Raw genomic sequence first — 24,050 nt, 5'->3', positions numbered from 1 at the left:
GCTAGCCCTTGGCCGCCGTGGCCTTGGTGGCCTTGGCGGCCTTCGCCGCCGGGGCGGGGACCGACTTCACCGGGTCGTCGCCGGCCGGGGTGTCCGCGGTGTCCGCGCCCGCCTCGGCGGCGGGCTCCTGCGGCCGGACCCCGACGCCCAGCTTCTCCTTGATCTTCTTCTCGATCTCGTCGGCCAGGTCGGGGTTGTCCTTGAGGAAGTTCCGGGCGTTCTCCTTGCCCTGGCCCAGCTGGTCGCCCTCGTAGGTGTACCAGGCGCCGGCCTTGCGTACGAAGCCGTGCTCCACACCCATGTCGATCAGGCCGCCCTCGCGGCTGATGCCCTGGCCGTAGAGGATGTCGAACTCGGCCTGCTTGAAGGGCGGGGCGACCTTGTTCTTCACGACCTTGCAGCGGGTGCGGTTGCCGACCGCGTCCGTGCCGTCCTTGAGGGTCTCGATGCGGCGGATGTCGATGCGCACCGAGGCGTAGAACTTCAGCGCCCGGCCACCGGTGGTGGTCTCGGGGGAGCCGAACATCACACCGATCTTCTCGCGGAGCTGGTTGATGAAGATCGCCGTCGTCTTGGACTGGTTGAGCGCACTGGTGATCTTCCGCAGCGCCTGGCTCATCAGACGGGCCTGGAGGCCCACGTGCGAGTCGCCCATCTCGCCCTCGATCTCCGCCCGCGGCACCAGCGCCGCCACGGAGTCGATGACGATCAGGTCGAGGGCGCCGGAGCGGACCAGCATGTCCACGATCTCCAGGGCCTGCTCACCGTTGTCCGGCTGGGACAGGATGAGGTTGTCGATGTCGACGCCGAGCTTCTGGGCGTACTCGGGGTCGAGGGCGTGCTCCGCGTCCACGAAGGCGACCTGGCCGCCCGCCTTCTGCGCGTTGGCCACGGCGTGCAGGGTGAGGGTCGTCTTACCCGAGGACTCCGGGCCGTAGATCTCCACCACCCGGCCGCGCGGCAGCCCGCCGACGCCGAGCGCCACGTCGAGCGCGGTCGAGCCGGTCGGGATGACCTCGATGGGCTCCCTCGACCGCTCGCCCATGCGCATCACCGCGCCCTTGCCGAACTGCCGCTCAATCTGTGCGAGCGCGGCGTCGAGCGCCTTCTCGCGGTCGGTTCCTGCCATGGGTTCCACCCGGTTTGCTTGTGTCGATCGCTTCACGTCAAAGACGCTAACCCCTGCCACTGACAATGGGCCCCGGCGTCCCTCCGACCTGTGGAAAACCCGGCGGCCCGGCGCCCCCTCCCCCACCCGGCCGCCCCGGTATCCCCGGGCCGCACAGCCCATCAGAATGGATGTTCGATTTTACTGTCAAGCGAGCCGCGCTGCCCGCAGAGCGACGCGCGTCGAGCGGCCGTCCCGTGTCATCGAACCGTGACCGTTGGCCATCGAACTTTGACCTCCGGCGACGGCGGGGGTGGCGGTCAGGATGCCGCCGGTGGTGGCGGCGGTGGCGGCGAGGGCGGTCAGCGCCCAGCGGGAAGTCATGGCCTGCCAACGACTGCGACGGCAGCCGGACACGTCACTCAACGTTCGATGGCACAGGACAGCGGCCGAAGCGGCAGGTGTCTGCGAGAACGCCTCGGGCGCCGGGTTTGACTCTCCCGTCGTGGGAGGGCGGAGGGTCGAGTCATCGGCCGGTGCGCGGCCGGTACGCAGGAGAATCCCTCGAAGCAAGGAGTCCGTCGTGACGGTGAAGCTGCACGCGATCACGTTCGACTGTGTCGACCCGCAGGCGCTGGCGCAGTTCTGGTCCCGGGTGCTCGGCCAAGACGTCGACCCCTCGGACTCCCCCGGTATCGCGACCATCGGGATGGGCCAGAGCAGCCCGTTCTACGTGTTCCAGAAGCTCGACGGCCTTCCCGCCGGCCGGAACCGGGCCCACCCGGACTTCGCCACCAGCGACTACGAGGCCGAGTGCACCCGTCTGCTCGGCGTGGGGGCGAGCGTGGTGGCGGAGGTGAAGGAGAACGGCATCCGGTTCACCACCTTCACCGACCCTGAAGGCAACACGTTCGACCTGGCCGACGAGTAGGAACGACGACGGCCCCCGGCCGCCCGGCCGGGCGTGGCGCTTCGTCTCGTCCGGCAACGTGCAGCGGAGGATGCGGTCATGGGAACGGCCCTGTTGAGCATCGGCGACTTCGCCCGGATGACACAGCTGAGCGTGAAGACGCTGCGCCACTACCACGACATCGGGCTGCTGGAGCCGGCCGACGTCGATCCCTCGACCGGCTACCGGCGCTACACCGAGCAGCAGGTTCCGCTCGCGCAGGTCATCCGCCGCTTCCGCGACCTGGGCATGCCGCTGGAGGAGCTGTCGGCGGTCGTGCGCACCGAGGACGTGGCGGCCCGCAACGCGGTGATCATGCGGCATCTGGCGCAGATGGAGGACCGGCTGCGGCAGACACGGCAGACGGTCACCTCACTGCGCGACCTCGTGGACAACCCGTCCGCCCCGGTCCCAGTGGAGTTCCGCTCCACCGCGCCGACCTCTGTCCTCGCGGTCCGGGCCGTCCTCGGACAGGACGAGGTGCCCGGATGGCTCCCGCAGGCCCTGGCCGAGCTGCACGAAGCCGTCGACGGCTGCCCCCAGGTGGAGACGGACGGCCCGGACGGCGGTCTGTACGCTCCCGGCCTGTTCGAGACCGAGCGGGGCGAGGTCACCGCGTTCGTCCCGGTCGCCGGCCCTGCTCGGCAGGCGGCGGCGGGGCGGGTGGAGGCGCTGGTCCTGCCGGCCGCGGAGTACGCCGTGGCCGTGCACACCGGCCCGGCCGAGGACCTGGACCGCACCTTCGCCGCGCTGGGCACCTTCGTGGCCGAGCACGCCCTCACCGTCGACGCCCCCCTGCGCGAGCACTACCTGACGGGCCTCCTCGGCCGGCCCGCCGAGGGCCGGGCCCATATCGAGGTGTGCTGGCCCGTCTTCCGCACGGCCCCCTGAACCGAAGACTCCGCCGCCGACCGGCACATTCGTGAGAGGCCACCTCATGACCGCCCGCAACCGCCCCACCGACGAACAGCGCACCCGCACTGGCGCCTACGTCGCCGCCCTGCAAAGCGGACACGGAGCCTTCGCCTGGACCCCGGACACCACCGTCGACTCCCAGTCGACTCCCACGTGAAGGAGGCGGAGGACGTCTGGGTCGCCGCCTCCTTCCTGGACACCCTTGGCATTCACCTGTCGCCCCGTGTACGGTGCGGCGGCCGTCAGCCGGGGGTCCCAGGCCGCCCCGGGGGCCTGCGCCGGAAGGCGGAGCCGTCGCGGACGAAGAAGAGCAGGATGCCCAGCGCCGCCACCAGCATGACCACGATGCCGGTGCGCCCGGTGGCGTAGTCGCGGACGCGGTCCCAGGTGCTGACGGCGGGAGCCTCCGCCGTGTCCGCGAGCCAGATCGAGCCGTCCGCCGCCGTCGCGGGCCGCCGCGCCGACTTCGCCACGGTCTCCGGCAACCCCGGCACCCGCCGGTTCATGTCCGCGGCGCTGAGCCTGGCCGGGCTCAGCTTGCTGAAGTCGACGCCGCCGGTCCGCATCACATAGGTGACGGTGGTGTCCCCGACCCGGGTGGTCTGCCGGTAGGTGAAGCTCCCCTCGCGGATGGAGCGGACATAGGTGTCGTACACCTGCTGCGGCTTCCAGGCCCCGGTCTCCACGGCGGAGCCCAGGTCGCCCGAGTCGATCAGTTCGTCGAACGAGGTGCTTTCGCCCTCGGCATGCCGGTCACGTATCCACTGAGCCACCACACGGGCCAGGAACACCTGTCGCAACGGCGCGTACTCGGGTGCCGTGTTCACCGCCTTCACGATCCTCGGTACGACCATCTCCTGTTCCACTCGGGCGTTGCGGGCAGTCTCCGCCGGGTCGGTGTTGCAGGCGTCCTGCTCCAGACCGGCGATGGTCTCGGGCTTGGCCTTCACATCGAGCGCGGCCTTGAGGACGTACAACGAGGAGCCGTCCTGGCGTACCTCCACCGTGCCGGGCACGATCCACATCCGCGACGAATAGCAGCTGGGCCCCGACGAGCCGCTGAGCCGCCGCCAGTATTCGGCGCCGAACGAGGTCTTGGGGTCCAGCAGCCTTCCCGTGCTGCGCTTCATCTGCCAGTCCGCCTCCAGCAGGGCGCGCCCGGCGTTGGTCCGGCCGAGCTGGGCGTCGATGATGCGGTCCGGCTCGCCCGGGTTGAGGTTGACCCAGAACTTGTCGGGGCTCAGCGCCAGCCAGGTGCGCAGGGCGCCCATGCTGTCGAGCAGCGTCTGGCCCCCGGTGCGGGGGTCCTGCTTCAGCCCCTCCTTGGCCGCGTCGGCGGAGAAGGCGTACTTCACCTGGGAGCTGCCGTCGTCCGAGAGGTAGCGGAGCTGGAGGCTGGAGAAGTCGACGCCGCCGTACGACGGTGAACCGAGCGCCCCTGAGAGGCCGCTGCCGGCCTCGTCGCAGGGGGAGGCCATGGGCGCGGCGGCGATGTTCATGCTCCCGGGATTGTTCACGGGTGAGCAGGGGGGTGTGAGTCCCACCTTGTTCAGAGCCTTGTCGATCTTTTCCTCGGAGTACTCGTCGTACGCCGTCTTCAGGTGCGGCTTGAGCCGTCCGATCGCGCTGTTCGCGAGCTTGGCCTGCGGCCCTTTCGACTTGTCGTATTCGGCGATGAAAAGCCGGCTTCGGAAGTTGTACGGGCGCTTCGACATCCTTTCCTTACAGACATCGCAGAAGCCTCGCTGGCCGGCGATTCCCGCACTGGCCTCCCTCTTGACGACACTGAGGACCTTGTCCACTTGCCCGCGTTCGTCGGCGGAACGGGCGATGCGTCCGAGGGTGTTCCTGATGGTGCGGGAGAACCATTCGTCCATGGCGTCCTCGGAGTGCCGGTCGCGTCCCCCGCTGCCGGTGGCCAGCTCCAGCACCTGTTCGTTTCCGTATCTGTCCACCGGGTACTCGCCCAGCTCCTCGAACAGGTCGTCATAGCCGTAGTTCTCGGCATCGACCATGGTCGCGTGCAGCGGGTAGTTCCACTTGGGCGGTGTACTGGGCGAGCGCATCTCCTCGGGCAGCTGGGACATGAAGTCGCGATAGCGCTCCCGCACCCAGGAGGGCACTTTCGTGCTGGTGTCCATCCAGCCGAACGTGAAGAACACCACCTGGGTGTTCACCGGAGGCTTCGGAAGCAGAGCGAATCGGTTGACCATCACATGGAGTTCTTCGCCCATCGGATGGCGGATGATTCTCCGGGCGTAGGTGGGCAGGCTCTTGGCGTCCGGCATGGTGCTCGGTGTGACCACCACGAACGGGTCCCCGCCGGACCCGCCCGACGACTCCGCCACCGCCGTGCCACCGCCCGGCAGGGCGGCGGGTGCGAGGACCAGGAACAGGGCCGTGAGCAGCACCGCCAGGCGCCGGGCGCTACGCCTCATGGTCCCGCTCCACCGCCCGAGGGGCGAGGCCCGTCGCGTCGAGGTAGGCGGTGAGCGCCGGAGAGGGTCCGGCGCCGTCCGCGGCCCGGCCCATCTGCCGCTCGGCCCTGCGAACGACCACCGCACCGGCCGCGGCCAGCGCGCCGAGGGCCAGCAGGGCGACGACGCCGGAACCGATCGCCGATGTGGCGGTGGAACAAGTGCGCCGGTTGGTCAGGTCACTGATGCTGAAGGAGGGCTTGTAGCCGATGCCCACGGCGCAGGCGGAAGCCGGTTGCGCGGCCGGGAGCAGGGTCCAGAGCGCCAGGACCACGCTCACCGCAAGCCGTGCGGCGAGCCCGCGCCCGCGGCCGGCGGGGCTCACGACTGCACCGTCCGGGACTCGCCCTTGCCTCGCATGACTCGTGCCCTCAACGTGTCCCCCTCGGCTTCGGTCTCTGTTTCCGTGTCCGTTTCCGGGCTCCGCCCGGCGCGCCAGCCGGCCAGGTCGAGTTGGGCGGACTGCAGGCGATGCAGGGCCAGCGCGGTACCCCTGCCGTGACTGCGCCAGGTGCTCACCAGCGCCCAGAACCTCAGGCCCGGTGCGGCCAGAACGGGTGCCTCGGCCGCGGTGATGGGCCCGGCCGCCGTCGTCTCCGCCGCGAGCGCGTCCCTGAGCAGGCTCGCGCGCGAGCGCAGCCCCGTGACGAGGAGCGCCACGGCCAGTGCCAGGAAGGGCAGTTGAGGAAGGAGCCAGAAGAACGGCGAGATCACCAGCGTGTCCAGGGTGCTGCCGACCTCGACATGGCCGCTCACCCGGCCGGCCAGCCAGCCCGACAGGATCTCGGCGCCGGCCGCCCCGCCGATGCCGGCCAGCAGGCCTCCCGCGATGACCTTCCCGCGCCGCCGCGCGCCCACGGCCGCGCCCAGCCCGGCGCCGATCAGCGCCCCGAACGTCACCTGGCCGCCGAGCACGCCGATCGACTGGCGGATCCAGTACTCGAAGCCGCCGGTGGGGCCGAAGAACGCGCCCAGGGTGCCGTAGATCTTGATGAAGAGGATGCTCTCCACGAAGTTGTAGCCGAGGCCGACGGCGCCGCCGAGTACCAGGCCCGTCACCGCGTCGGTGACACGATGGCGCAGCAGCATCAGCAGCAGTGCGACACCAGCCGCGATGACCAGCGCGTTGACGACACTGAGGTGGACGACCAGCAGGTTCATGGTGCGGCTGAGACTTGCCGTGAACCCGCCGAGGCCGGTGCCGGCCTTGGGGCCCAGATAGCCGTAGAGGGTGCCGAACGCCAGGCTGGTGTACGCGCGCCCGAGCCCGAAGACGATCAGCGCGCCCCAGCCGAAGGCGAGCAGCAGCGCCGTCCACGACAGCCGGCCGAACCGCACGGTCACACGCAGCAGGAGCATCACCAGGGCGGTGCTGGGCAGGCACAGCATCGTGATCGGGAAGAACACGAAGAGGACCGTCAGCGAGATCAGCCCGAACGGCAGCAGCAGACAGCCGAGGGTGATCCAGGTGAGGAGGGCGGCACGCCGTCCGCCGTCGTCCGCGGCCTTGCCGCGGGTGAGGGCGGCGTAGATCTGGACGGCGGCGCCGGCCACGATGCCGGCCAGCACGATCCAGAACACGAGCCGCGGTGTGGAGAGCAACCGGCCGAGCGTGCCGGAGTCGCCGGGCATCTCGTAGAAGATGGAGAGCGCCGGCTCGTCCGGGAGCAGATGCGGCCGGACCAGGTTGAGCAGCAGTTCGACGATATAGAGCGCGATGGCGAGACGGGCGATCAGCAGGGCGCGGGCCCGGGCGAGCGGCTCGTCGCGCATCGGCAGCGGACGCGGTCCGGTCATGATCCACCTCCGGACAGACCCGGCAGGTCGGTCGGCAGGTCGGTGGGCAGGTCCGTCGGCAGAGCGGTCGGGAAGCCGCTGGGGAAGGCGGTGGGCAGGTCGCTGGGGAACGCGGTCGGGAAGCCGCTGGGAAAGGCGGTGGGCAGATCCGTCGGCAGGCCGCTGGGCAGAGCGGTGGGCATGCCGCTGGGCACACCGGGGAGATCCGGGGCCGACGGCAGGGAGGGCGCCGAGGGTAACCGCGGCAGCTTCGGCACCACCGTCTCGTTGGCGCCGCTCAGATTCACCGCCAGCGCCAGCGCCAGGAGTACGACGCCGAGCCCTCCTCCCGCCGCGAGCAGCCGGACCTGCATCGTGTCGTGGGTACCCAACTGTTTCCCCCGTCCCGTATGACGGCACCCGCTCGCCAGAGGCTCGGCCGCCCGAGCCGGCCTGTCGGCTCGTGGTCAACTCAGCCTGTGGGGTGCCCCGTTGCAGCGGAGCTTACGTTCCCTTTACGGGAGTCGCACGGGGATCGGCGGCGTTTCGGCCGTCCTGGCGGGCACGCCGGGCTCCGCCCGCGATATCGCCGGGCGACGGGTGACCTCAAGGATCTAGAGTCTGCACGATCAAGGGGAGGGGATCCGCAGGTGAAGAACATACGAAGAGTGGCGGCCACGGCCGCGGTCGGTATGGCCGTGCTCGTGGTGACGGGGTGTGCGCCGAGGGCTCACGGTGCCGACGTGCCTCAGCCGCAGCCCTACGCGGGTTTCGAAGAGCTGCCCGAGAAGATGGCCGCGGACGGCACGACGATCGTGGTGGGCGACCCGGCCGCGGCGACGACGGTCCGGCTGTACGAGGACCCGCGCTGCCCGGTGGTGGACGAATTCGAGAAGACCGGCGCCCTGGCGTTGCGCGAGACGATGCTGCGCCGCGAGGCCAAGACCGAGTACACCCTCGCGTCGTTCAGAGACGAGCGCCTGGGCGGCGACGGGTCGAAGAGGGCGGTCAACGCCCTGCGCGCAGCGCTGGACGAAGGCAAGTTCACCGAGTACCACGCCGTGCTGTTCGCGCACATGGCGAGGAGCGAGCAGGAGGGCGGCTACACCACGGGCTCCCTGCTGGAACTGGCCAACCAGGTCGCGGGGTTGCGGGGTGAGTCCTTCGACTCTGCCGTGACGACGATGAAGTACCGCACCTTCGTCACCGCCTCGGAGAAGGCCTACGAGGCTGCCGACGGCGACGACCCGGGCGGACCGGGCACTCCCACCGCCGTCATCAACGGCCGGCAGGTCACGGATGATGCGTACAGCCGGCTGTTCGACCAGGAATGGTTCGACCAGCTCCTCACCTCGGCCGGCGGCCGGCCGCGGACCAGGTAGCCCGCCGGGGCCCGTTACCTGGTGGCACAGTGACCGCCACCAGAGCCCGCACGTCGTCACCGTCCGCGAAACCCCGTAGCGGTTCCGCTCCGGCGCTCCCTACGTTCGGCGGCATGACGGCTGACGACTGCTTCGCGCATCCACGGCTTGCCGCGATCTACGACCCGCTCGACCCCGACCGTGGCGATCTCGACGCGTATGTCCGGATCGCGGAGGAGTGCGGGGCGCGCCGGGTGCTGGACATCGGCTGCGGCACCGGGGTGTTCGCACTCCTGCTGGCCGACCGCGGGGCCGAGGTGGTCGGCGTCGATCCGGCCCTGGCGTCCCTCGATGTCGCCCGGGCCAAACCGGGCGGTGAGCGGGTGCGCTGGATCCACGGCGACGCGAGGGATCTCCCGCCGCTGCGGGTCGACCTGGCGACGATGACGGCGAACGTCGCCCAGGAGATCACCGATCCGGAGGCATGGCGGAAGACGCTGCGGGGAGCCCATGGCGCGTTGCGGCCCGGTGGGTTCCTGGTGTTCGAGACGCGCGATCCGGCCCGGCGCGCCTGGGAGGAGTGGACCCGGGAGAGCTCCTACCGGGTGACGGAGATCCCCGGGGCCGGCTCCGTCGCGAGCTGGGTCCGGCTGCTCGATGTGAGCCTGCCACTGGTGACCTTCCGCTGGACCTATGTCTTCGCCGCGGACGGGCAGGTGCTGACGTCGGACTCGACGCTGCGCTTCCGGGAGCGCGAAGAGGTGGAGGGGGACCTGGTCGCGTGCGGATATGTGCTGGAAGAGGTGCGTGACGCACCCGACCGACCGGGGAGGGAGTTCGTGTTCGTGGCGCGGCGCCCGTGATGCCCCGATGCACGGAAGAGGCCCGCCGCCTCGTGGCACGGGGCATGGCGCCAGGTGGTGCCACATGGCGCCACTCGGCCTTTACCGGCGTATTCGCGAGGGCTTGGCAGCCTCTGGCGCCATGACAGCTCAGGGTAGTTGCGCTGCGTTCTCGCAGGTCAGGTGGGTCGAGTTCGGCCGCGAGCCATGCATGGCGCCACTGGGGGTTGCGCTTGGCACCACAATAGTGCCACTATGACGTCATGGACCTGACGCCCTATGTCGACACTCTCCGCCGTGAACTCGCGGTGGCCGCCGAGGCCGGCGGGCAGGACGCCCGCGAACTAGCCGAGCGGCTGATCGCCCCTCTGGAGTCCGCGACCCGGCTGACCATGCTCAATGTGCTCTCCGCCGCGATGGACGAGATCACCCGCGACCTGGCGCCCGGCTCGGTCGATGTGCGGCTGCGCGGGCTCGACCCCGACTTCGTGGTGACACCGCCGCCTTCCGGTGGCGGCCCGGTGGAGCCGGCCGCCGCGCAGGCCGAGGCGTTCAGGGCGCCGGCGCCCGCCGACGGCGACGAGGGGGGCACCGCTCGCGTCAATCTGCGGCTGCCGGCCCCGCTGAAGGCCCGTGCCGAGGAGGCCGCGGCGCGCGAAGGCCTGTCGGTCAACGCCTGGCTGGTGCGCGCCGTGTCGGCCGCGGTCGACGGCGGCGCCCGGCCGCGCGAGACGGAGCGATCCCGGACCGTCGGACAGGGCTACACCGGCTGGGTGCGCTGAAGCCCGCACCCCCGCCCTTACCACTTCCTCACCCACACCACGTCCCACCAGCGGGGACGCCCCCAAGACCCAGGAGGACGGAACAGCCATGCCTTCTTTTGACACGCCCCAAGCGATCTCCGTCACCGCACAGGTGGACGCCGGCTCGGTCACCTTCTCCGCCGGTGACCGCCTCGACACCCTCGTCGACGTGCGGCCGCGCGATCCCCAGCGGGACCGGGACGTGAAGGCGGCCGAGCAGACCGAGGTCACCTACGCGAGCGGCGTACTGACCATCAGGGCGCCCAAGGCACCCAGGCTCGGCCGCACCGGCACCGTGGACGTGGTGGTCGAACTGCCCACGGGCTCGCACACCGAGACCACCGGAGCCTGGACCCAGGTCGTCGGCGAGGGCCGGCTCGGCGAGGTCCGGGTGAAGACCTCGACCGGTGACGTACGGCTCGACACCACCGGGCCGCTGAACCTCAGGGCGTCGCACGGCTCCATCACCGTCGACCGCGTCGAGGGCGCGGCCGAGATCACCACCAGCTCCGGCAGCCTGCGCGTCGGGCACCTGGACGGCCCCGCCGTCCTGAAGAACTCGCACGGCACCACGACCGTCGGCACCGCGAACGGCGAACTGCAGGTGCGCGGCGCCAACGGCGACATCGACATCCGTCACGCCGAGGACTCGGTCACCGCCGTCACCGCCCATGGAACCGTGCGGGTCGGCGAGGTCGCCCGCGGAACCGTGCGGTTGGAGACCTCCTTCGGCGCCATCGAGGTCGGCATCCGGAAGGGCACCGCCGCCTGGCTCGACGTCAACTCCACCTCCGGGCAGGTGCGCAATTCGCTCAGCGCCTCCGATGCCCCGGACCCGGAGGAGGCCGAGGACACGGTCAAGGTCCACGCCCGCACCAAGTTCGGCAACATCGACGTCCTCCGCGCCCGGAGCTGAGCCCCACCCCGCTCCCAGGCCCTCCGGTCACCTCACCCGTCATCCCACACCCCGCACTCTTGGAACGAGAGGGCTCCATGCGTTCACCTGTCATGCCCACGTCCATTCCAGACGGCCGTCCGCAGCCGTCCGCGGCCGTCTCCGCCGTCGGTCTGCGCAAGTCCTACGGCGACAAGACCGTGCTCGACGGCATCGACCTGCACATCCCGGCCGGGTCCGTGTTCGCGCTGCTCGGTCCGAACGGCGCCGGCAAGACCACCACCGTGCACATCCTGTCCACGCTGATCGCCGCCGACGGCGGTCAGGCCCAGGTGGCCGGCCACGACCTCGCCGGTTCACCGGAGGGGATCCGTGCCGCGATCGGAGTCACCGGGCAGTTCTCCGCCGTCGACGGCCTGATCACCGGCGAGGAGAACATGCTCCTGATGGCGGATCTGCACCATCTGCCCAAGGCGGAGGGGCGACGGGTCACCGCCGAACTGCTGGAGCGCTTCGACCTGGTGGAGGCCGCGAAAAAGCCGGCACAGAGCTACTCGGGCGGTATGAGGCGCCGCCTCGACATCGCCATGACGCTGGTCGGCGAGCCGCGGATCATCTTCCTCGACGAACCCACCACCGGCCTCGACCCTCGCAGCCGCCACACCATGTGGCAGATCATCCGGGAGCTGGTCTCCGACGGGGTGACCGTCTTCCTCACCACCCAGTACCTGGAAGAGGCCGACCAGCTCGCCGACCGCATCGCCGTGCTCCACGGCGGCAGGATCGCCGCCCAGGGCACCGCCGACGAGCTCAAGCGGCTCATCCCGGGCGGGCACATCCGGCTCCGATTCGCCGACCCCTCCGCGTACCGGTCGGCGGCCGGCGCACTGCGCGAGGCGACCCGGGACGACGAGGCACTGGCGCTGCGGATCCCCGGCGACGGCAGCCAGCGCGAACTGCGCTCCGTCCTCGACTGGCTGGACTCGGCCGGAATCGAGGCCGACGAGCTCACCGTGCACACCCCGGACCTCGACGATGTGTTCTTCGCCCTGACCGGCACCGACCAGCCCCATCAGCCGAACGACCAGCCCGAGGAGGCTGTCCGATGAGCTCTCTGGCCCTCGCCGTACGCGACTCCTCCACGATGCTGCGCCGCAACCTGCTGCACGCCCGGAGATACCCCTCCCTCACCCTGAACCTGCTGCTCACCCCGGTCGTCCTGCTGCTGCTCTTCGTCTACGTCTTCGGGGACGTGATGAGCGCGGGCATCGCGGGCGGCGGCGCCGACCGCTCGGTGTACCTCGCCTACCTCGTACCGGGCATCGTGATGATGACCATCGGCGGCACCGTGGTCGGGACCGCGGTGTCCGTCTCCAACGACATGACCGAGGGCATCATGGCCCGCTTCCGCACCATGGCGATCCACCGCGGCGCGGTCCTCGTCGGGCATGTCATCGGCAGCGTGGTGCAGTCGGTCATGAGTGTGGTCCTGGTGGGTGCGGTCGCCGTGGCCATCGGCTTCCGGTCCACGGACGCCACGGCCCTGGAGTGGCTGGCGGCGTTCGGGCTGCTGGCGCTGGTCGCCCTGGCGCTCACCTGGATCGCGGTCGGGATGGGCATGGTCAGCCCGAACGCCGAGGCGGCCAGCAACAACGCGCTGCCGCTGATCGTCCTGCCACTGATCTCCAGCGCCTTCGTCCCGATCGACGCGATGCCGGGCTGGTTCCAGCCGATCGCCCAGTACCAGCCCTTCACCCCGGCCATCGAGACCCTGCGCGGCCTGCTGCTCGGCAGCGAGATCGGCCACAACGGCTGGCTGGCGGCCGCCTGGTGCCTGGCGCTCACCGTACTCGGCTACCTCTGGTCGAAGGCGGTCTTCAACCGCGACCCGAAGTAGCCCGGTCTCTTCTCAACCACCGCCGGGGAATCGCCAGGGGCGCCAGGGCGGCGAGGGCCGCCGTACCGGACGCCAGGAGCAGAGCGCCGGGCAGGGACCGGGCGGCCACCGGGCCGGCGGCCACCGCGCCCAGGGCGAAGCCGGTGATCTTCAGGCTGGCGCCGGTGGTGAAGATCTGACCGCGCAGGTGCTCCGGCGCCTCCCGGTGGCGGACCGCGAAGAGTGCGGCCAGCTGGGGGCCCTCGCCGCAGCCGAGCAGGAGGGCCGCCGCGAGGAGCAGCGGCGGCCGGCCGGACGCGGCCAGGGCGAGTGCGGCGGCCTGGACGAGGGCCCCGGCCCGGATGACCGTGTCGGGGGTTACGGAGCGGGGGAACCGCGCGAGTACGGCGGTGGCCGCCAGCGCGGCGGCCGCCGCGACGGAGAGCAGCATGGCGCCGTGGGCGGGCCCGCCCAGGGCGTGCGCGCCCAGCAGGGGAAGGCAGGCCGTCAGCATGCCCTGCGCCGCACAGCAGACGACCGAGCCGAGGGTCGCCCGGGCCAGCGTCCGGCTGGCGGCGACGACCCGCGCCCCGGCCGCGAGGTCGCCGAGCACCGAGGCGAACCCGGCCCTCCGCGCCCCACCGGGGCGGGTCGGCAGTCGCCATGCGGCGGGCAGCGCCAGGGCCACCAGCGCCGCGGAGACCACCACGGCCGCCGGCGCACCCAGCCCCGCGGCCGCGACCCCGGCGAGCGCCGGGCCGGCCAGGCTCGCCGCGCCGAACGTCATGGCGTCAAGGGCGTTCGCCCGCGGCAGGCGGTCGCCCGGCACCACCCGGGGGAGCTGGGCGGTCCATCCCCCTGACAGGGCCGGTCCCAGCAGCCCCGCCGCCACCGCGGTCAGCAGGGTGACGGCGAACGGCAGACGGCCGAGCCCCACCAGGACCGCGACCAGCCCGACCGCGTACAGGAGGAGGGCGCCGGCCAGCAGCCGGCCCGGCCGCCGCGCCCGGTCGAGGAGCGCCCCGAGTAACGGGCCCCCCACGGCGGCGGACACGGTGACGCCCGCGAGCAGCGAGGACGCGTCGACGGGCGACCCGGCCAGGGCGAAGGCCGCCAGCATCAACGCGGGCCCGGACATCTCGTCCCCGATCCGGGCGGCCAGCGCTCCGGCGAGATAGCAGGTAAGGGAGTAACGCCTCATCACTGGCGAGACGTTACGGAGGTAACTCAAAACTCAGCAATATGCGTTACATTGCGACGATGGCCTCCCTCCCTTCAGAAGCCTCAGCCTCCTCCGGGGCCCGCTCCGACGTCTCCTCAGCAGCCCTGTCCGGAGCGGCCTCCGGAGCGGCCTCCTCGGCCCGCGGCCGGTCCGCCGCGTACGGCAGGTCCGCCGAAGGCACCGGCGGCGACTGGGCCACGCGGCACTCGGTGCCGGCCATGGCCCGGCGAACCGCCGCGCTGATCAACGCACTGGCCGACGACCGTCCCGATCCGGCCGCCGTCGCCGAAGTGCTCCGCGTGTACGGGGAGGCGGAACCGGTCGAGCTCACCACCGCCGAGGTCGCCGGGATGCGCGCGGCGGCCGAGCTGCTGCGGCCGGTCTTCGCCGCCGAAAACGCCGACACCGCCGCGGCGGTCCTCAACCGCCTCCTCCTGGAGCACACCGGACCGCTCCGACTGACCTCGCACGGGGGCGGTAGCCCGTGGCACCCCCATCTCGACGGGGACGACAACGCGCCCTGGGACGCCTGGCTCCTCGCCTCGTCCTGTATGGCACTGACCGTGCTGCTCTGGGACCGGCAGCGACCGCCCGGCCGGATCTGCGCCTCGACCGCCTGCCGGAACGTCTTCGTCAGCCTGGGCAGCGGCCCGGAACGCCGCTACTGCTCCCGCCGGTGCGCGACCCGCGAAAGGGTCGCGGCCCACCGCCGCCTCCGCTCCACCGAGCGGTCGGCGGACCCGGACAGCCGGCCCGACCGACCGGGCGCGGACCGGACCGCCGCCCGGTCCGATCAGCCGGCGTCCTCCTGATGGGGGTCCTCGCGGCGAGGGTCCTCCTGACGGGGGTCGGGCACCCTCCCCCCTGCCCCGGAACGCTGCTGCGCCTCCTTGTCCACCTTGGTGCGCAGCGCGCGCTGCATCCGCTGCACCCGGGCCATCACCGCCTCACCGTGCCGCCGGTGCCCGTGCATCCGCGGGTCCTCCGCCACGTCGTACCGCCGCACATAGGCACCGAGGAAGGCCTGCAGGGTGGCGACGGCCGGGATGGCGATCAGGGCGCCCACCGCGCCGAGCAGCGCGGTGCCCGCGATGACCGAGCCGAAGGCCACCGCCGGGTGGATGTCCACCGTCCGGGCGGTGAGCTTGGGCTGGAGCACGTAGTTCTCGAACTGCTGGTAGACCACGACGAAGCCCAGCACCCACACCGCGTACCAGGGGTTCTCGGTGAACGCGATCAGCATGGGCAGCGCACCGGCCAGATAGGTGCCGATGGTCGGCAGGAACTGCGAGACCAGACCGACCCAGACGGCGAGCGCCGGGGCGTACGGAACGCCGAGCAGCTCCAGCAGGACGTAGTGCGCGGCGCCGGAGATGAGTGCCATCAGTCCGCGGGAGTAGATGTAGCCGCCGGTCTTGTCGACGGCGATCTCCCAGGCCCGCAGCACCTCGGCCTGCCGGGCGGGCGGCAGCACCGAGCAGAGGGCCCGGCGCAGCCGAGGCCCGTCGGCGGCGAAGTAGAACGAGAACAGCACGATCGTCAGCAGCCGGAACAGCCCGCCGAGCACGGTCGCCGACACGTCCAGCACCCCGGAGGCGCTGTTCTGCACATATCGCTGCAGCCAGTCGGAGCGCAGCAGGCTGTCCTGGACCTCCACCCGGGACAGCTCGGTGTCGAAGGTGTGGTTGATCCACTTGATCAGCGAGTCGAGGTAGCGGGGGAAGTCCTCGACGATCTCGATGATCTGGCCCGCGAGCATCGAGCCGAGCAGGACGGTGAAGCCGATGCCGCAGGCCAGGACCGTGAAGAAGACCAGGAAGGTGGCGAGTCCGCGCCGCATCCCCCGGGCCGCCATCCGCCCGACCGCCGGTTCGATGGCCAGGGCCAGGAAGAAGGCGATCAGTATGTTGACCAGCAGGCCGATGAGCTGGTGGAACGCCCAGCTGCCCAGCTGGAAGCAGGCGTAGAGGGCGAGCGCCAGCAGCATGGCCTTGGGCAGCCAGCGCGGCATGCCGGCGGCCCGGCCGCCCGGTCCGCCGGCCGGCGCCGGTGGTCCGCCGGGCCCGCCCCCGGCGGGCGCCGCGGCGGGCCCGGGCGGTGTCGTGCTGCCGTCGGTGACCGGCGGGGCCGGGGTCCGTGCCGCCGGATCGGCGGTGGTCGTCTCGTTGTCGTCAGTCGGGGCCACGCGGCAAGTTTCGCGTACGCGGCTGACAGCCCGTCGCCCGGCCACCGCACCCGGAGGAACGGAAGCCTCCGTTCCCCCAGCCCATCCCCCGGTCCTCAACCCTCCGGCCCTCCGGTCCCCCGGCCTCAGCGCTTCTCGGGCGGGATCCCCACCGCTGTACAGACCGCCCGCCACACGTCCCGGGTCTCCCAGCCGGCGTCCAGCGCCTGCCGCACCGTCCGCCCGCCCAGTTCGGACATGACATGGTCACGGGCGAAGGAATCGGCGTAGGCCTCACCGAAGTGGTCGGCCATCCGCTCCCAGAAAATCGTCAACCGCATGCCCTCAGTATCCCGCTCCCGGGGGGCCGCGGACGGCCCCGGCGACCCGGCGTGCGCCCCGGCGGCCCGTACAGCGTGAAGCGCTCAGCCGCCCAGGGCGCGTACCACCGCCGTGACGGCGACGGCGGCGCCGACCACCACCAGGAAGGGGGCACGCAGCACCAGGGCGAGCGCGGCCGCCGCCACCCCGGCCACCCGGGCGTCCACCGTGAGGGTGCTGCCCACCGCGAAGGTCTGCTGGGCGGTGAGCGCGGCCAGCAGGGCGACCGGCAGCAGGGCCGCGAGCCGCTGCACCAGCGGGCGCTCCAGGGTGTCGGCAGGCACCAGCAGCCCGGCGAGTTTGACCAGGTAGCAGCCTGCCGCGGTCAGACCGATGGCGATCCATACGTTCATCGCACGTCTCTCTTCGCCGGAGTGCCGGAAGTGTCGTCACCGCGCCGGATCCGGCGGCCCTGGAACCACAGCACCAGGGGCGCGGCCAGCGCCGCCACCAGCACCGGCACACCGGCCGGCAGCACGGGCAGGAATGCGAGGCCGAGCACCACGGCGAGGCCGGCGGTGGCCCGTTCGGTGGCGGTACGGAGCATGGGGGCGAGCAGCGCGAGGAAGACCGCGGGACCGGCGGCGTCCAGGCCCCAGGCGGCGGTGTCGCCGATGGCCTCCGCGCCCAGCACGCCGAGCAGGGTGGTGAGGTTCCACAGCACATAGAGGGTGAGCCCGGTGGCGGTGAAGCCGATCCGGCTGGACCGCCGGTCGGGCTGGGCCAGCGCCACCGCGGTGGTCTCGTCGATCACCCAGTGCGCGGCGAACGGGCGCAGCCAGCGGGGCACCGCCAGCAGCTGGGACAGCCGCAGTCCATAGAAGGCGTTCCGGGTGCCGAGGAAGAAGGCCCCGGCGGCGGCGGTGAACGGGTTGCCGCCCGCCGCCAGCGCCCCGACCAGCGCGAACTGCGAGGCCCCGGTGAACACCAGCAGGCTGAGCGCGCAGGTCTGGAGGAGGGTGAGCCCGGCACCGGCCGAGGTGACGCCGAAGGCGAAGCCGGAGAGTCCGACGGCCACGCCGACGCCGAGGGCGTCGCGGACCACCGCGCGGTCGGGTCTGGCCCCGGAGGCCACCGGCGAGCCGCCCACCGGACCGCTGCCCTGGTCCGGGGGCCCTTCCGGATCCCGGTCCGGCACCGGACCCCGGTCCCGGTCCTCGGGCGCTGTCATCGCTGTCTGTTCTGGCACATCGGAGACGTTAGGCCGGACGGGTGACAGCGGTCTTGTACGAAATTGCGCGCTCGCGCTGGTAGGCGCCGGGCGGGACGCCGACGATCCGGGTGAAGTGGCGGTTGAGGTGGGGCTGGTCGGTGAAGCCGACCTCGGCCGCGGCCGCCGCCGGCGGAGTCCCGGCCTCCAGCAGCCGGCGGGCGGCGCGGATCCGGGCGTCGGTCAGCCAGGTGTGCGGAGGCATCCCGTACGCGGCCTTGAAGGCACGCAGCAGCGCGAAGGTGCCGGTGCCCAGCTCGCGGGCCAGCTCCTCCAGGGACGGCGGCTCGGCCATCCGCCGCAGCAGCAGCTCCCGGGCGCGGGCGGCCGTTCCCGCACCGGCGGCCTTGGGGGTACGGGCGGGCAGTGACCGGCCGTGGCGGCGCAGCAGCCGGGCGAGGACGACCCGCAGCAGGCTGTCGGCCGCGAGCGCGTTGCCCTCCTCGGCGGCCCGGTGCACGGCGCGGATGAGCAGCGCGGTGTCCTCGTCCAGGACCATGGTCTCCGCGAAGCCGGGGGTGCCGCGCAGGGTGGTCTCCTCGGCCGCGATGGCGGTGACCAGGGCGGAGGACGGGTAGAGCGTGGCGTAGGACCAGCCCTCGGGGTCCCCGGCGTGCGCCGAGTGCGGGACCTCGGGGTTGACCATCACGACGGTGCCGGGGTGGGCATGGAGGGTGCCGTGCGGCATGACCACGTCCTCGACGCCCCGGCGGACCGCGCCCAGCACGAACCCCTCATGGGTGTGGCGGACGAAGGAGTGGCGGACGTAGCGGGCGCGGAGCAGGTCGAGTCCGGGCACCGCGGGGTACTGCCAGTGCCTGGCCCATTCACCGTCCCGAGCGTCTGCCGCGGGTCCCGTGCCTCCCATGACTCCATTGTGCGCACCGCACACGTGGCCGGACCCGGGCGTCCATGGTGTGGACGGAGGCGTTCCGCCGGGCGCCGGACCGCCGGAGGCCGGGTATCAGGGTCGATGTCAGTGCCGGGGTGCACGATGGTGGACATGGCACAGAGCGCGCTCGATTCCTTCTCCCCCGCCACCCGCGGCTGGTTCACGGGGGCGTTCAGCGCGCCCACCGCGGCCCAGGAGGGGGCGTGGCGGGCGATCGGCGAGGGTGCGGACGTCCTGGTGGTGGCGCCGACGGGTTCGGGCAAGACGCTGGCGGCCTTTCTGGCCTCGCTGGACCGGCTGGCGTCCACTCCCGTGCCGGCCGATCCCAAGAAGCGCTGCCGGGTGCTGTACGTGTCCCCGCTGAAGGCGCTGGCGGTGGATGTGGAGCGCAATCTGCGCTCCCCGCTGACGGGTATCCGCCAGGAGTCGGTACGGCGGGGGCTGCCGGAGCCGGAGGTGCGGGTCGGCATCCGTTCGGGTGACACCCCGGCGGCGGAGCGGCGGTCGCTGGCGACCAGGCCGCCGGACATCCTGATCACCACCCCCGAGTCGCTGTTCCTGATGCTGACCTCCGCCACCCGGGACGCGCTGGCCGGGGTGGAGACGGTGATCCTGGACGAGGTGCACGCGGTCGCGGGGACGAAGCGGGGTGCCCATCTGGCGCTCTCGCTGGAGCGGCTGGACGGGCTGCTGCCACGCCCGGCCCGCCGGATCGGTCTGTCGGCCACCGTCCGCCCGGTGGACGAGGTGGCGCGGTACCTCTCGCCCCAGCGGCGGGTGGAGATCGTGCAGCCCGCCTCCGGCAAGGAGTTCGACCTGTCGGTGGTGGTGCCGGTGGAGGACATGGGCGAGCTGGGCGGCTCCCCGGCCGCGGACGCGGGCGGCGGGCAGCAGGACCGGCCCTCGATCTGGCCGCAGGTGGAGGAGCGGATCGCGGATCTGGTGCAGGCGCACCGCTCGACCATCGTGTTCGCCAACTCGCGGCGGCTGGCCGAGCGGCTGTGCAACCGGCTGAACGAGATCGCCTACGAGCGCGCCACCGGTGAGCCCATGCCGGAGGACCACTCCCCGGCCGAGCTGATGGGCGGTTCGGGCGAGGCGCGGGGGGCGCCGCCGCTGCTGGCCAGGGCGCACCACGGCTCGGTCTCCAAGGAGCAGCGGGCCCTGGTGGAGGAGGACCTGAAGGCCGGGCGTCTTCCGGCGGTGGTGGCGACGTCCAGTCTGGAGCTGGGCATCGACATGGGCGCGGTGGACCTGGTGGTGCAGGTGGAGTCGCCGCCGTCGGTGGCCTCCGGGCTCCAGCGGGTGGGCCGGGCCGGGCACCAGGTGGGCGCGGTCTCCACCGGGGTCGTCTTCCCCAAGTACCGGGGCGACCTGGTGCAGGCGGCGGTGGTGACGGAGCGGATGCGGTCGGGGGCGATCGAGGCGCTGCGGGTCCCGGCGAACCCGCTGGACGTGCTGGCGCAGCAGCTGGTGGCCATGGTGGCGCTGGACAGCTGGGCCTACGACGATCTGCTGGCGCTGGTGCGGCGGGCGGCGCCGTTCGCCTCGCTGCCGGAGTCGGCGTTCAGCGGGGTGCTGGACATGCTGGCCGGGCGCTATCCCTCGGACGCCTTCGCCGAGCTGCGGCCGCGGGTGGTGTGGGACCGGGTCACCGGGACGGTCACCGGCCGCCCCGGGGCGCAGCGGCTGGCCGTGACCTCCGGCGGCACCATCCCGGACCGGGGTCTGTTCGGGGTGTTCCTGGCCGGCTCGGACCCGAAGAAGGGCGGCGGGCGGGTCGGCGAGCTGGACGAGGAGATGGTGTACGAGTCGCGGGTCGGCGACGTGTTCACCCTGGGCACCTCCTCGTGGCGGATCGAGGACATCACCCGCGACCGGGTGCTGGTCTCCCCGGCGCCGGGGGTGCCGGGGCGGCTGCCGTTCTGGAAGGGCGACCAGCTGGGGCGGCCGCTGGAGCTGGGGCGCGCGGTGGGCGCGTTCCTGCGCGAGGTGGGGGCCCTGTCGGCGGAGGACGCCCGGCTGCGGCTGGTGGCGGCCGGGCTGGACGCCTGGGCCGCGGACAACGTGCTGGCCTATCTGGACGAGCAGCGCCAGGCCTGCGGCCATGTGCCGGACGACCGGACGATCCTGGTGGAGCGGTTCCGGGACGAGCTGGGCGACTGGCGGGTGGTGGTGCACTCCCCGTTCGGCGCCCAGGTGCACGCCCCGTGGGCGCTGGCGCTGGGCGCCCGGCTCGCCGAGCGGTACGGGATGGACGCCCAGGTGATGCACGCGGACGACGGGATCGTGCTGCGGCTGCCGGACGCCGATCTGATGGGCCTGGACCTGCTGGACCAGGATCCGGCCGCGCCCGGCACGGAGTACGACGCCGAGAAGGCGCCGGTCGGCGCGGCCGATGTGCTGATGGACGCGGGTGAGGTGGACCAGGTGGTCACCGACCAGGTCGGCGGCTCGGCGCTGTTCGCCTCCCGCTTCCGGGAGTGCGCGGCCCGCGCCCTGCTGCTGCCGCGTCGCCAGCCGGGCCGCCGCACCCCGCTGTGGCAGCAGCGCCAGCGGGCCGCCCAGCTGCTCCAGGTGGCGAGTGAGTTCGGCTCCTTCCCGATCGTGCTGGAGGCGGTCCGCGAATGCCTCCAGGATGTGTTCGACGTGCCGGGGCTGCGGGAGCTGATGGGCGACATCGAGTCCCGCCGGGTCCGCCTGGTGGAGGTCACCACCCCGGAGCCGTCCCCGTTCGCCCGCTCCCTGCTCTTCGGCTATGTGGCGCAGTTCCTCTACGAGGGTGACTCACCGCTCGCCGAGCGCCGGGCCGCCGCGCTGTCGCTGGACTCCCGGCTGCTGGCCGAGCTGCTGGGCCAGGCCGAGCTGCGCGAGCTGCTGGACGCCGAGGTGCTGGCCGAGTTGGAGGCCGAGCTCCAGTGGCGCACCGAGGACCGCCGGGTCAAGGACCTGGAGGGCGTCGCCGACGTGCTGCGGGTGCTGGGCCCGCTGACCGGGGCGGAGCTGGCCGAGCGGGGCGCCGAGCCGGAGTGGGCCGAGCAGCTGGCGGGCGCCCGGCGGGCCATCCGGGTGCGGATCGCGGGCGCCGACCACTGGGCGGCGATCGAGGACGCGGGCCGGCTGCGCGACGCCCTGGGCACGGCGCTGCCGGTCGGCGTACCGGAGGCGTTCACCGAGCCGGTCAAGGACCCGCTGGGTGATCTGCTCGCCCGCTACGCCCGCACCCACGGCCCCTTCACCTCCGCCGACGCGGCCGCCCGGTTCGGGCTGGGCGGCGCGGTCACCGACGGGGCGCTGCACCGGCTGGCGGCGGCCGGGCGGGTGGTGCAGGGCGAGTTCCACCCCGCCGGCATCGGCCAGGAGTGGTGCGACGCGGCGGTGCTGCGCCGGCTGCGGCGGCGCTCGCTGGCGGCGCTGCGCCAGGAGCTGGAGCCGGTGCCGCCGGCCGCCCTGGGCAGCTTCCTGCCGCAGTGGCAGCACGTGGGCGAGCGCGGTCTGCGCGGGCTGGACGGGCTGGCCCGGGCGATCGAACAGCTCCAAGGGGCTCCCGTACCGGCCTCCGCGCTGGAGCGGCTGGTGCTGCCGTCCCGGGTCGCCGGATACGCCCCCGGAATGCTGGACGAGCTGACCGTCGCGGGTGAGGTGGTGTGGGCCGGGGCGGGCGCGCTGCCCGGCAAGGACGGCTGGGTCTCCCTCTACCTGGCCGACGCCGCCCCGCTCCTGCTCCCCCCGCCCCACCCCCTGGAGCTGAGCTCGCTCCACGAGTCCGTCCTCACCACCCTCTCCGGCGGATACGGGCTGTTCTTCCGGCAGATCGCCGAGCAGATCCGCGCCACCACCCACCCCGAGGCCACCGACCCGCAACTGGCCGACGCGGTCTGGGAGCTGGCCTGGTCCGGCCGGCTCACCAACGACACGGTGGCCCCACTGCGGGCCGTCCTCGGCTCCGGGCGCACGGCCGGCTCCACCGCCCACCGGGCCCGCCGCACCGTGCCGCGCGGCCGGTACGGGAGTCTGAGCGCCGCCGCCCGTACGGCGTCCCGCTCCGGGCCGCCCACGGTCAGCGGCCGCTGGTCGCTGCTGCCGCCCGCCGAGGCGGACCCGACCCATCGCGCCCACGCGCTGGCCCGCACCCTGCTGGACCGCCATGGCGTGGTCACCCGGGGCGCGGTCGCCGCCGAGGGCGTGGAGGGCGGCTTCTCCGCCGTCTACCGGGTGCTGTCCGCCTTCGAGGACACCGGTCAGGCGCGGCGCGGCTATGTGGTGGAGGGGCTGGGCGCCGCCCAGTTCGCCATGGACGGCGCGGTGGACCGGCTGCGGGCCGCGTCCACCGCCCGTGAGCGGGCCGAGGGCTCCGCCGCCCCCCGCGCGCTGGTGCTGGCCGCCGCCGACCCGGCCAACGCCTATGGCGCCGCCCTGCCCTGGCCCGAGCCGCCGACCGGCGCCGGCCACAAACCGGGCCGCAAGGCCGGCTCCCTGGTGGTGCTGGTCGACGGAGAGCTGACGCTCTACATGGAGCGCGGCGGCAAGACCGTGCTCAGCTGGGCCACCGAACCGGACGACCCCGCCCTCCACGCCGCCGCCACCGCCCTCGCCCAGGCGGCCGGCGCCGGTTCCCTCGGCACGGTCACCGTCGAACGGATCAACGGCACCGCCGCCCTCACCTCCCCCCTCTCCGCCGCCCTGGAGCACGCCGGCTTCCACGCCACCCCCAGAGGCCTCCGACTACGAGGCTGAGGCGACGGCCCAGCGGTCGGCCCGTGGGGGCGCCCTACCCGTACGTGGCACCCCGCAGCCCGGCCGACGCCGCGGACGCGGCGCCCGCGGCGTCGGGCTACGCGCGGCCGCTGTCCACCCGTACCCCGGCACGGCCCCTGGGCACGTAACCCGCGCCGGACGGCCGAGGCGGCACGCGGCGAAGGCCGGTCCACACGGCCGCCGCCCCCGAGCGAGGGCTGCCCCAGCGCGGGTGCCCCGGACGCGTACCCGCCGGCCCTGCCCCGGCTATGGGAGGCGCCGTGCCCCTACGGGGTGGTGTACGAGCCGGACGGCTCCCCCAACGCGGCGGCTACGACGAGCCGGCCGGCTCCCGAACGCGTCACGCGCTGCAACGACCCGGCCCAGCGGCCCTGGCCGCAGGCCCCGCGTACAGGACCGGTGCCTTGCGCGGGCACCGCGG

At 72.8% G+C, this 24,050-nt stretch carries 23 protein-coding genes; 11 read left to right on the top strand and 12 right to left on the bottom strand.

What is annotated here, in order from left to right; genetic code table 11:
* Position 1: 1 nt before the first annotated feature.
* Together recA and ABZ945_RS08730 are read right to left on the bottom strand one after the other, a co-directional pair.
* Positions 2-1,129, bottom strand: coding sequence for a recombinase RecA (recA, locus tag ABZ945_RS08735; RefSeq protein WP_361266077.1), 1,128 nt, complete (start codon positions 1,127-1,129; stop codon positions 2-4).
* Between the two features lie 186 nt (positions 1,130-1,315).
* On the bottom strand, positions 1,316-1,492 hold the full coding sequence (locus tag ABZ945_RS08730; RefSeq protein WP_361266075.1) for a hypothetical protein: 177 nt from the start codon (positions 1,490-1,492) through the stop codon (positions 1,316-1,318).
* A gap of 199 nt (positions 1,493-1,691) precedes the next feature.
* Here ABZ945_RS08730 and ABZ945_RS08725 point away from each other — a divergent pair, with 199 nt between their 5' ends.
* From ABZ945_RS08725 to ABZ945_RS08715, 3 genes are all read left to right on the top strand, one after another.
* Positions 1,692-2,039, top strand: a complete 348-nt coding sequence (locus tag ABZ945_RS08725) for a VOC family protein (protein ID WP_361266073.1) — start codon at positions 1,692-1,694, stop codon at positions 2,037-2,039.
* A 78-nt stretch (positions 2,040-2,117) separates the two neighbouring features.
* On the top strand, positions 2,118-2,948 hold the full coding sequence (locus tag ABZ945_RS08720) for a MerR family transcriptional regulator (protein WP_361266071.1): 831 nt from the start codon (positions 2,118-2,120) through the stop codon (positions 2,946-2,948).
* 46 nt (positions 2,949-2,994) lie between these two features.
* Positions 2,995-3,129 (top strand): hypothetical protein, encoded by a 135-nt coding sequence (locus tag ABZ945_RS08715; protein WP_361266069.1) that lies wholly within the window; start codon positions 2,995-2,997, stop codon positions 3,127-3,129.
* Between the two features lie 85 nt (positions 3,130-3,214).
* Here the strand turns inward: ABZ945_RS08715 and ABZ945_RS08710 are convergent, their stop codons facing one another.
* From ABZ945_RS08710 to ABZ945_RS08695, 4 genes are read right to left on the bottom strand one after another with little or no spacing between them, the layout of a single operon-like run.
* Entirely contained in the window at positions 3,215-5,410 is a 2,196-nt protein-coding gene (locus ABZ945_RS08710; RefSeq protein WP_361266067.1) for a hypothetical protein, read from the bottom strand.
* The gene (locus ABZ945_RS08705; RefSeq protein WP_361266065.1) at positions 5,400-5,774 is read right to left on the bottom strand and encodes a hypothetical protein; all 375 of its coding nucleotides are present in this window, start codon (positions 5,772-5,774) and stop codon (positions 5,400-5,402) included. The genes ABZ945_RS08710 and ABZ945_RS08705 overlap by 11 nt, the downstream gene beginning before the upstream one ends.
* Positions 5,771-7,246, bottom strand: coding sequence for a PrsW family glutamic-type intramembrane protease (locus tag ABZ945_RS08700; protein ID WP_361266063.1), 1,476 nt, complete (start codon positions 7,244-7,246; stop codon positions 5,771-5,773). The genes ABZ945_RS08705 and ABZ945_RS08700 overlap by 4 nt, the downstream gene beginning before the upstream one ends.
* Positions 7,243-7,617: a hypothetical protein gene (locus tag ABZ945_RS08695; RefSeq protein WP_361266061.1), complete on the bottom strand. Its 375-nt coding sequence runs from the start codon at positions 7,615-7,617 to the stop codon at positions 7,243-7,245. The genes ABZ945_RS08700 and ABZ945_RS08695 overlap by 4 nt, the downstream gene beginning before the upstream one ends.
* Positions 7,618-7,968: 351 nt before the next feature.
* Between ABZ945_RS08695 and ABZ945_RS08690 the strand changes: the two genes are divergently transcribed.
* The 6 genes from ABZ945_RS08690 to ABZ945_RS08665 all read left to right on the top strand — a co-directional run bounded on the left by ABZ945_RS08690 (position 7,969) and on the right by ABZ945_RS08665 (position 13,023).
* Positions 7,969-8,607 carry a thioredoxin domain-containing protein gene (locus ABZ945_RS08690; RefSeq protein ID WP_361266059.1) on the top strand — a complete coding sequence of 213 codons (639 nt, stop codon included), beginning with the start codon at positions 7,969-7,971 and terminating at the stop codon, positions 8,605-8,607.
* A gap of 113 nt (positions 8,608-8,720) precedes the next feature.
* A complete protein-coding gene (locus tag ABZ945_RS08685) occupies positions 8,721-9,449 on the top strand; it encodes a class I SAM-dependent methyltransferase (RefSeq protein WP_361266057.1) in 729 nt (242 codons plus the stop codon).
* A gap of 242 nt (positions 9,450-9,691) precedes the next feature.
* A complete protein-coding gene (locus ABZ945_RS08680; protein WP_361266055.1) occupies positions 9,692-10,210 on the top strand; it encodes a toxin-antitoxin system HicB family antitoxin in 519 nt (172 codons plus the stop codon).
* 88 nt (positions 10,211-10,298) lie between these two features.
* On the top strand, positions 10,299-11,147 hold the full coding sequence (locus ABZ945_RS08675) for a DUF4097 family beta strand repeat-containing protein (RefSeq protein WP_361266053.1): 849 nt from the start codon (positions 10,299-10,301) through the stop codon (positions 11,145-11,147).
* A 77-nt stretch (positions 11,148-11,224) separates the two neighbouring features.
* Entirely contained in the window at positions 11,225-12,235 is a 1,011-nt protein-coding gene (locus tag ABZ945_RS08670; protein WP_361266051.1) for an ATP-binding cassette domain-containing protein, read from the top strand.
* Complete coding sequence (locus ABZ945_RS08665) at positions 12,232-13,023, top strand: ABC transporter permease (protein WP_361266049.1); 792 nt, start codon at positions 12,232-12,234, stop codon at positions 13,021-13,023. The genes ABZ945_RS08670 and ABZ945_RS08665 overlap by 4 nt, the downstream gene beginning before the upstream one ends.
* Here ABZ945_RS08665 and ABZ945_RS08660 read toward each other — a convergent pair.
* Positions 13,004-14,203, bottom strand: coding sequence for an MFS transporter (locus ABZ945_RS08660; protein WP_361266047.1), 1,200 nt, complete (start codon positions 14,201-14,203; stop codon positions 13,004-13,006). The genes ABZ945_RS08665 and ABZ945_RS08660 overlap by 20 nt on opposite strands.
* A 239-nt stretch (positions 14,204-14,442) precedes the next feature.
* Between ABZ945_RS08660 and ABZ945_RS08655 the strand changes: the two genes are divergently transcribed.
* Positions 14,443-15,036 carry a CGNR zinc finger domain-containing protein gene (locus ABZ945_RS08655; RefSeq protein WP_361266388.1) on the top strand — a complete coding sequence of 198 codons (594 nt, stop codon included), beginning with the start codon at positions 14,443-14,445 and terminating at the stop codon, positions 15,034-15,036.
* On the opposite strand, the gene ABZ945_RS08650 is transcribed toward ABZ945_RS08655, so the two are convergent.
* From ABZ945_RS08650 to ABZ945_RS08630, 5 genes are all read right to left on the bottom strand, one after another.
* Positions 15,018-16,235, bottom strand: coding sequence for an AI-2E family transporter (locus tag ABZ945_RS08650; RefSeq protein ID WP_361266386.1), 1,218 nt, complete (start codon positions 16,233-16,235; stop codon positions 15,018-15,020). The two genes, ABZ945_RS08655 and ABZ945_RS08650, sit on opposite strands and share 19 nt — an antisense overlap.
* Before the next feature lie 299 nt (positions 16,236-16,534).
* A complete protein-coding gene (locus tag ABZ945_RS08645; RefSeq protein ID WP_248631041.1) occupies positions 16,535-16,729 on the bottom strand; it encodes a DUF3046 domain-containing protein in 195 nt (64 codons plus the stop codon).
* Positions 16,730-16,813: 84 nt separating this feature from the next.
* Positions 16,814-17,122: an AzlD domain-containing protein gene (locus tag ABZ945_RS08640; protein ID WP_248631040.1), complete on the bottom strand. Its 309-nt coding sequence runs from the start codon at positions 17,120-17,122 to the stop codon at positions 16,814-16,816.
* A complete protein-coding gene (locus ABZ945_RS08635; protein ID WP_361266043.1) occupies positions 17,119-17,958 on the bottom strand; it encodes an AzlC family ABC transporter permease in 840 nt (279 codons plus the stop codon). Before ABZ945_RS08635 ends, ABZ945_RS08640 begins: the two co-directional genes overlap by 4 nt.
* 10 nt (positions 17,959-17,968) lie before the next feature.
* On the bottom strand, positions 17,969-18,847 hold the full coding sequence (locus ABZ945_RS08630) for an AraC family transcriptional regulator (protein WP_361266041.1): 879 nt from the start codon (positions 18,845-18,847) through the stop codon (positions 17,969-17,971).
* Positions 18,848-18,982: 135 nt separating this feature from the next.
* Between ABZ945_RS08630 and ABZ945_RS08625 the strand changes: the two genes are divergently transcribed.
* Positions 18,983-23,608, top strand: a complete 4,626-nt coding sequence (locus ABZ945_RS08625; RefSeq protein WP_361266039.1) for an ATP-dependent helicase — start codon at positions 18,983-18,985, stop codon at positions 23,606-23,608.
* Positions 23,609-24,050: the final 442 nt, after the last annotated feature.

The organism is Streptomyces sp. NPDC046887 (assembly GCF_040644755.1).
GTDB lineage: Bacteria > Actinomycetota > Actinomycetes > Streptomycetales > Streptomycetaceae > Streptomyces > Streptomyces lichenis.
Note: the sequence above shows the minus strand (reverse complement) of the source record. Positions and strands in the feature narration are given on the sequence as shown.

Coding starts and splice junctions, on each gene's coding strand:
- ABZ945_RS08650 (WP_361266386.1), bottom strand. CDS start 16,235: ATGCCGCGCTGGCTGCCCAAGGCCATGCTGCTGGCGCTCGCCCTCTAC.
- ABZ945_RS08655 (WP_361266388.1), top strand. CDS start 14,443: ATGGCCCGGCGAACCGCCGCGCTGATCAACGCACTGGCCGACGACCGT.
- ABZ945_RS08640 (WP_248631040.1), bottom strand. CDS start 17,122: ATGAACGTATGGATCGCCATCGGTCTGACCGCGGCAGGCTGCTACCTG.
- ABZ945_RS08660 (WP_361266047.1), bottom strand. CDS start 14,203: ATGAGGCGTTACTCCCTTACCTGCTATCTCGCCGGAGCGCTGGCCGCC.
- ABZ945_RS08645 (WP_248631041.1), bottom strand. CDS start 16,729: ATGCGGTTGACGATTTTCTGGGAGCGGATGGCCGACCACTTCGGTGAG.
- ABZ945_RS08665 (WP_361266049.1), top strand. CDS start 12,232: ATGAGCTCTCTGGCCCTCGCCGTACGCGACTCCTCCACGATGCTGCGC.
- ABZ945_RS08680 (WP_361266055.1), top strand. CDS start 9,692: ATGGACCTGACGCCCTATGTCGACACTCTCCGCCGTGAACTCGCGGTG.
- ABZ945_RS08730 (WP_361266075.1), bottom strand. CDS start 1,492: ATGACTTCCCGCTGGGCGCTGACCGCCCTCGCCGCCACCGCCGCCACC.
- ABZ945_RS08625 (WP_361266039.1), top strand. CDS start 18,983: ATGGCACAGAGCGCGCTCGATTCCTTCTCCCCCGCCACCCGCGGCTGG.
- ABZ945_RS08700 (WP_361266063.1), bottom strand. CDS start 7,246: ATGACCGGACCGCGTCCGCTGCCGATGCGCGACGAGCCGCTCGCCCGG.
- ABZ945_RS08685 (WP_361266057.1), top strand. CDS start 8,721: ATGACGGCTGACGACTGCTTCGCGCATCCACGGCTTGCCGCGATCTAC.
- ABZ945_RS08630 (WP_361266041.1), bottom strand. CDS start 18,847: ATGGGAGGCACGGGACCCGCGGCAGACGCTCGGGACGGTGAATGGGCC.
- ABZ945_RS08715 (WP_361266069.1), top strand. CDS start 2,995: ATGACCGCCCGCAACCGCCCCACCGACGAACAGCGCACCCGCACTGGC.
- ABZ945_RS08710 (WP_361266067.1), bottom strand. CDS start 5,410: ATGAGGCGTAGCGCCCGGCGCCTGGCGGTGCTGCTCACGGCCCTGTTC.
- ABZ945_RS08675 (WP_361266053.1), top strand. CDS start 10,299: ATGCCTTCTTTTGACACGCCCCAAGCGATCTCCGTCACCGCACAGGTG.
- ABZ945_RS08670 (WP_361266051.1), top strand. CDS start 11,225: ATGCGTTCACCTGTCATGCCCACGTCCATTCCAGACGGCCGTCCGCAG.
- ABZ945_RS08720 (WP_361266071.1), top strand. CDS start 2,118: ATGGGAACGGCCCTGTTGAGCATCGGCGACTTCGCCCGGATGACACAG.
- recA (WP_361266077.1), bottom strand. CDS start 1,129: ATGGCAGGAACCGACCGCGAGAAGGCGCTCGACGCCGCGCTCGCACAG.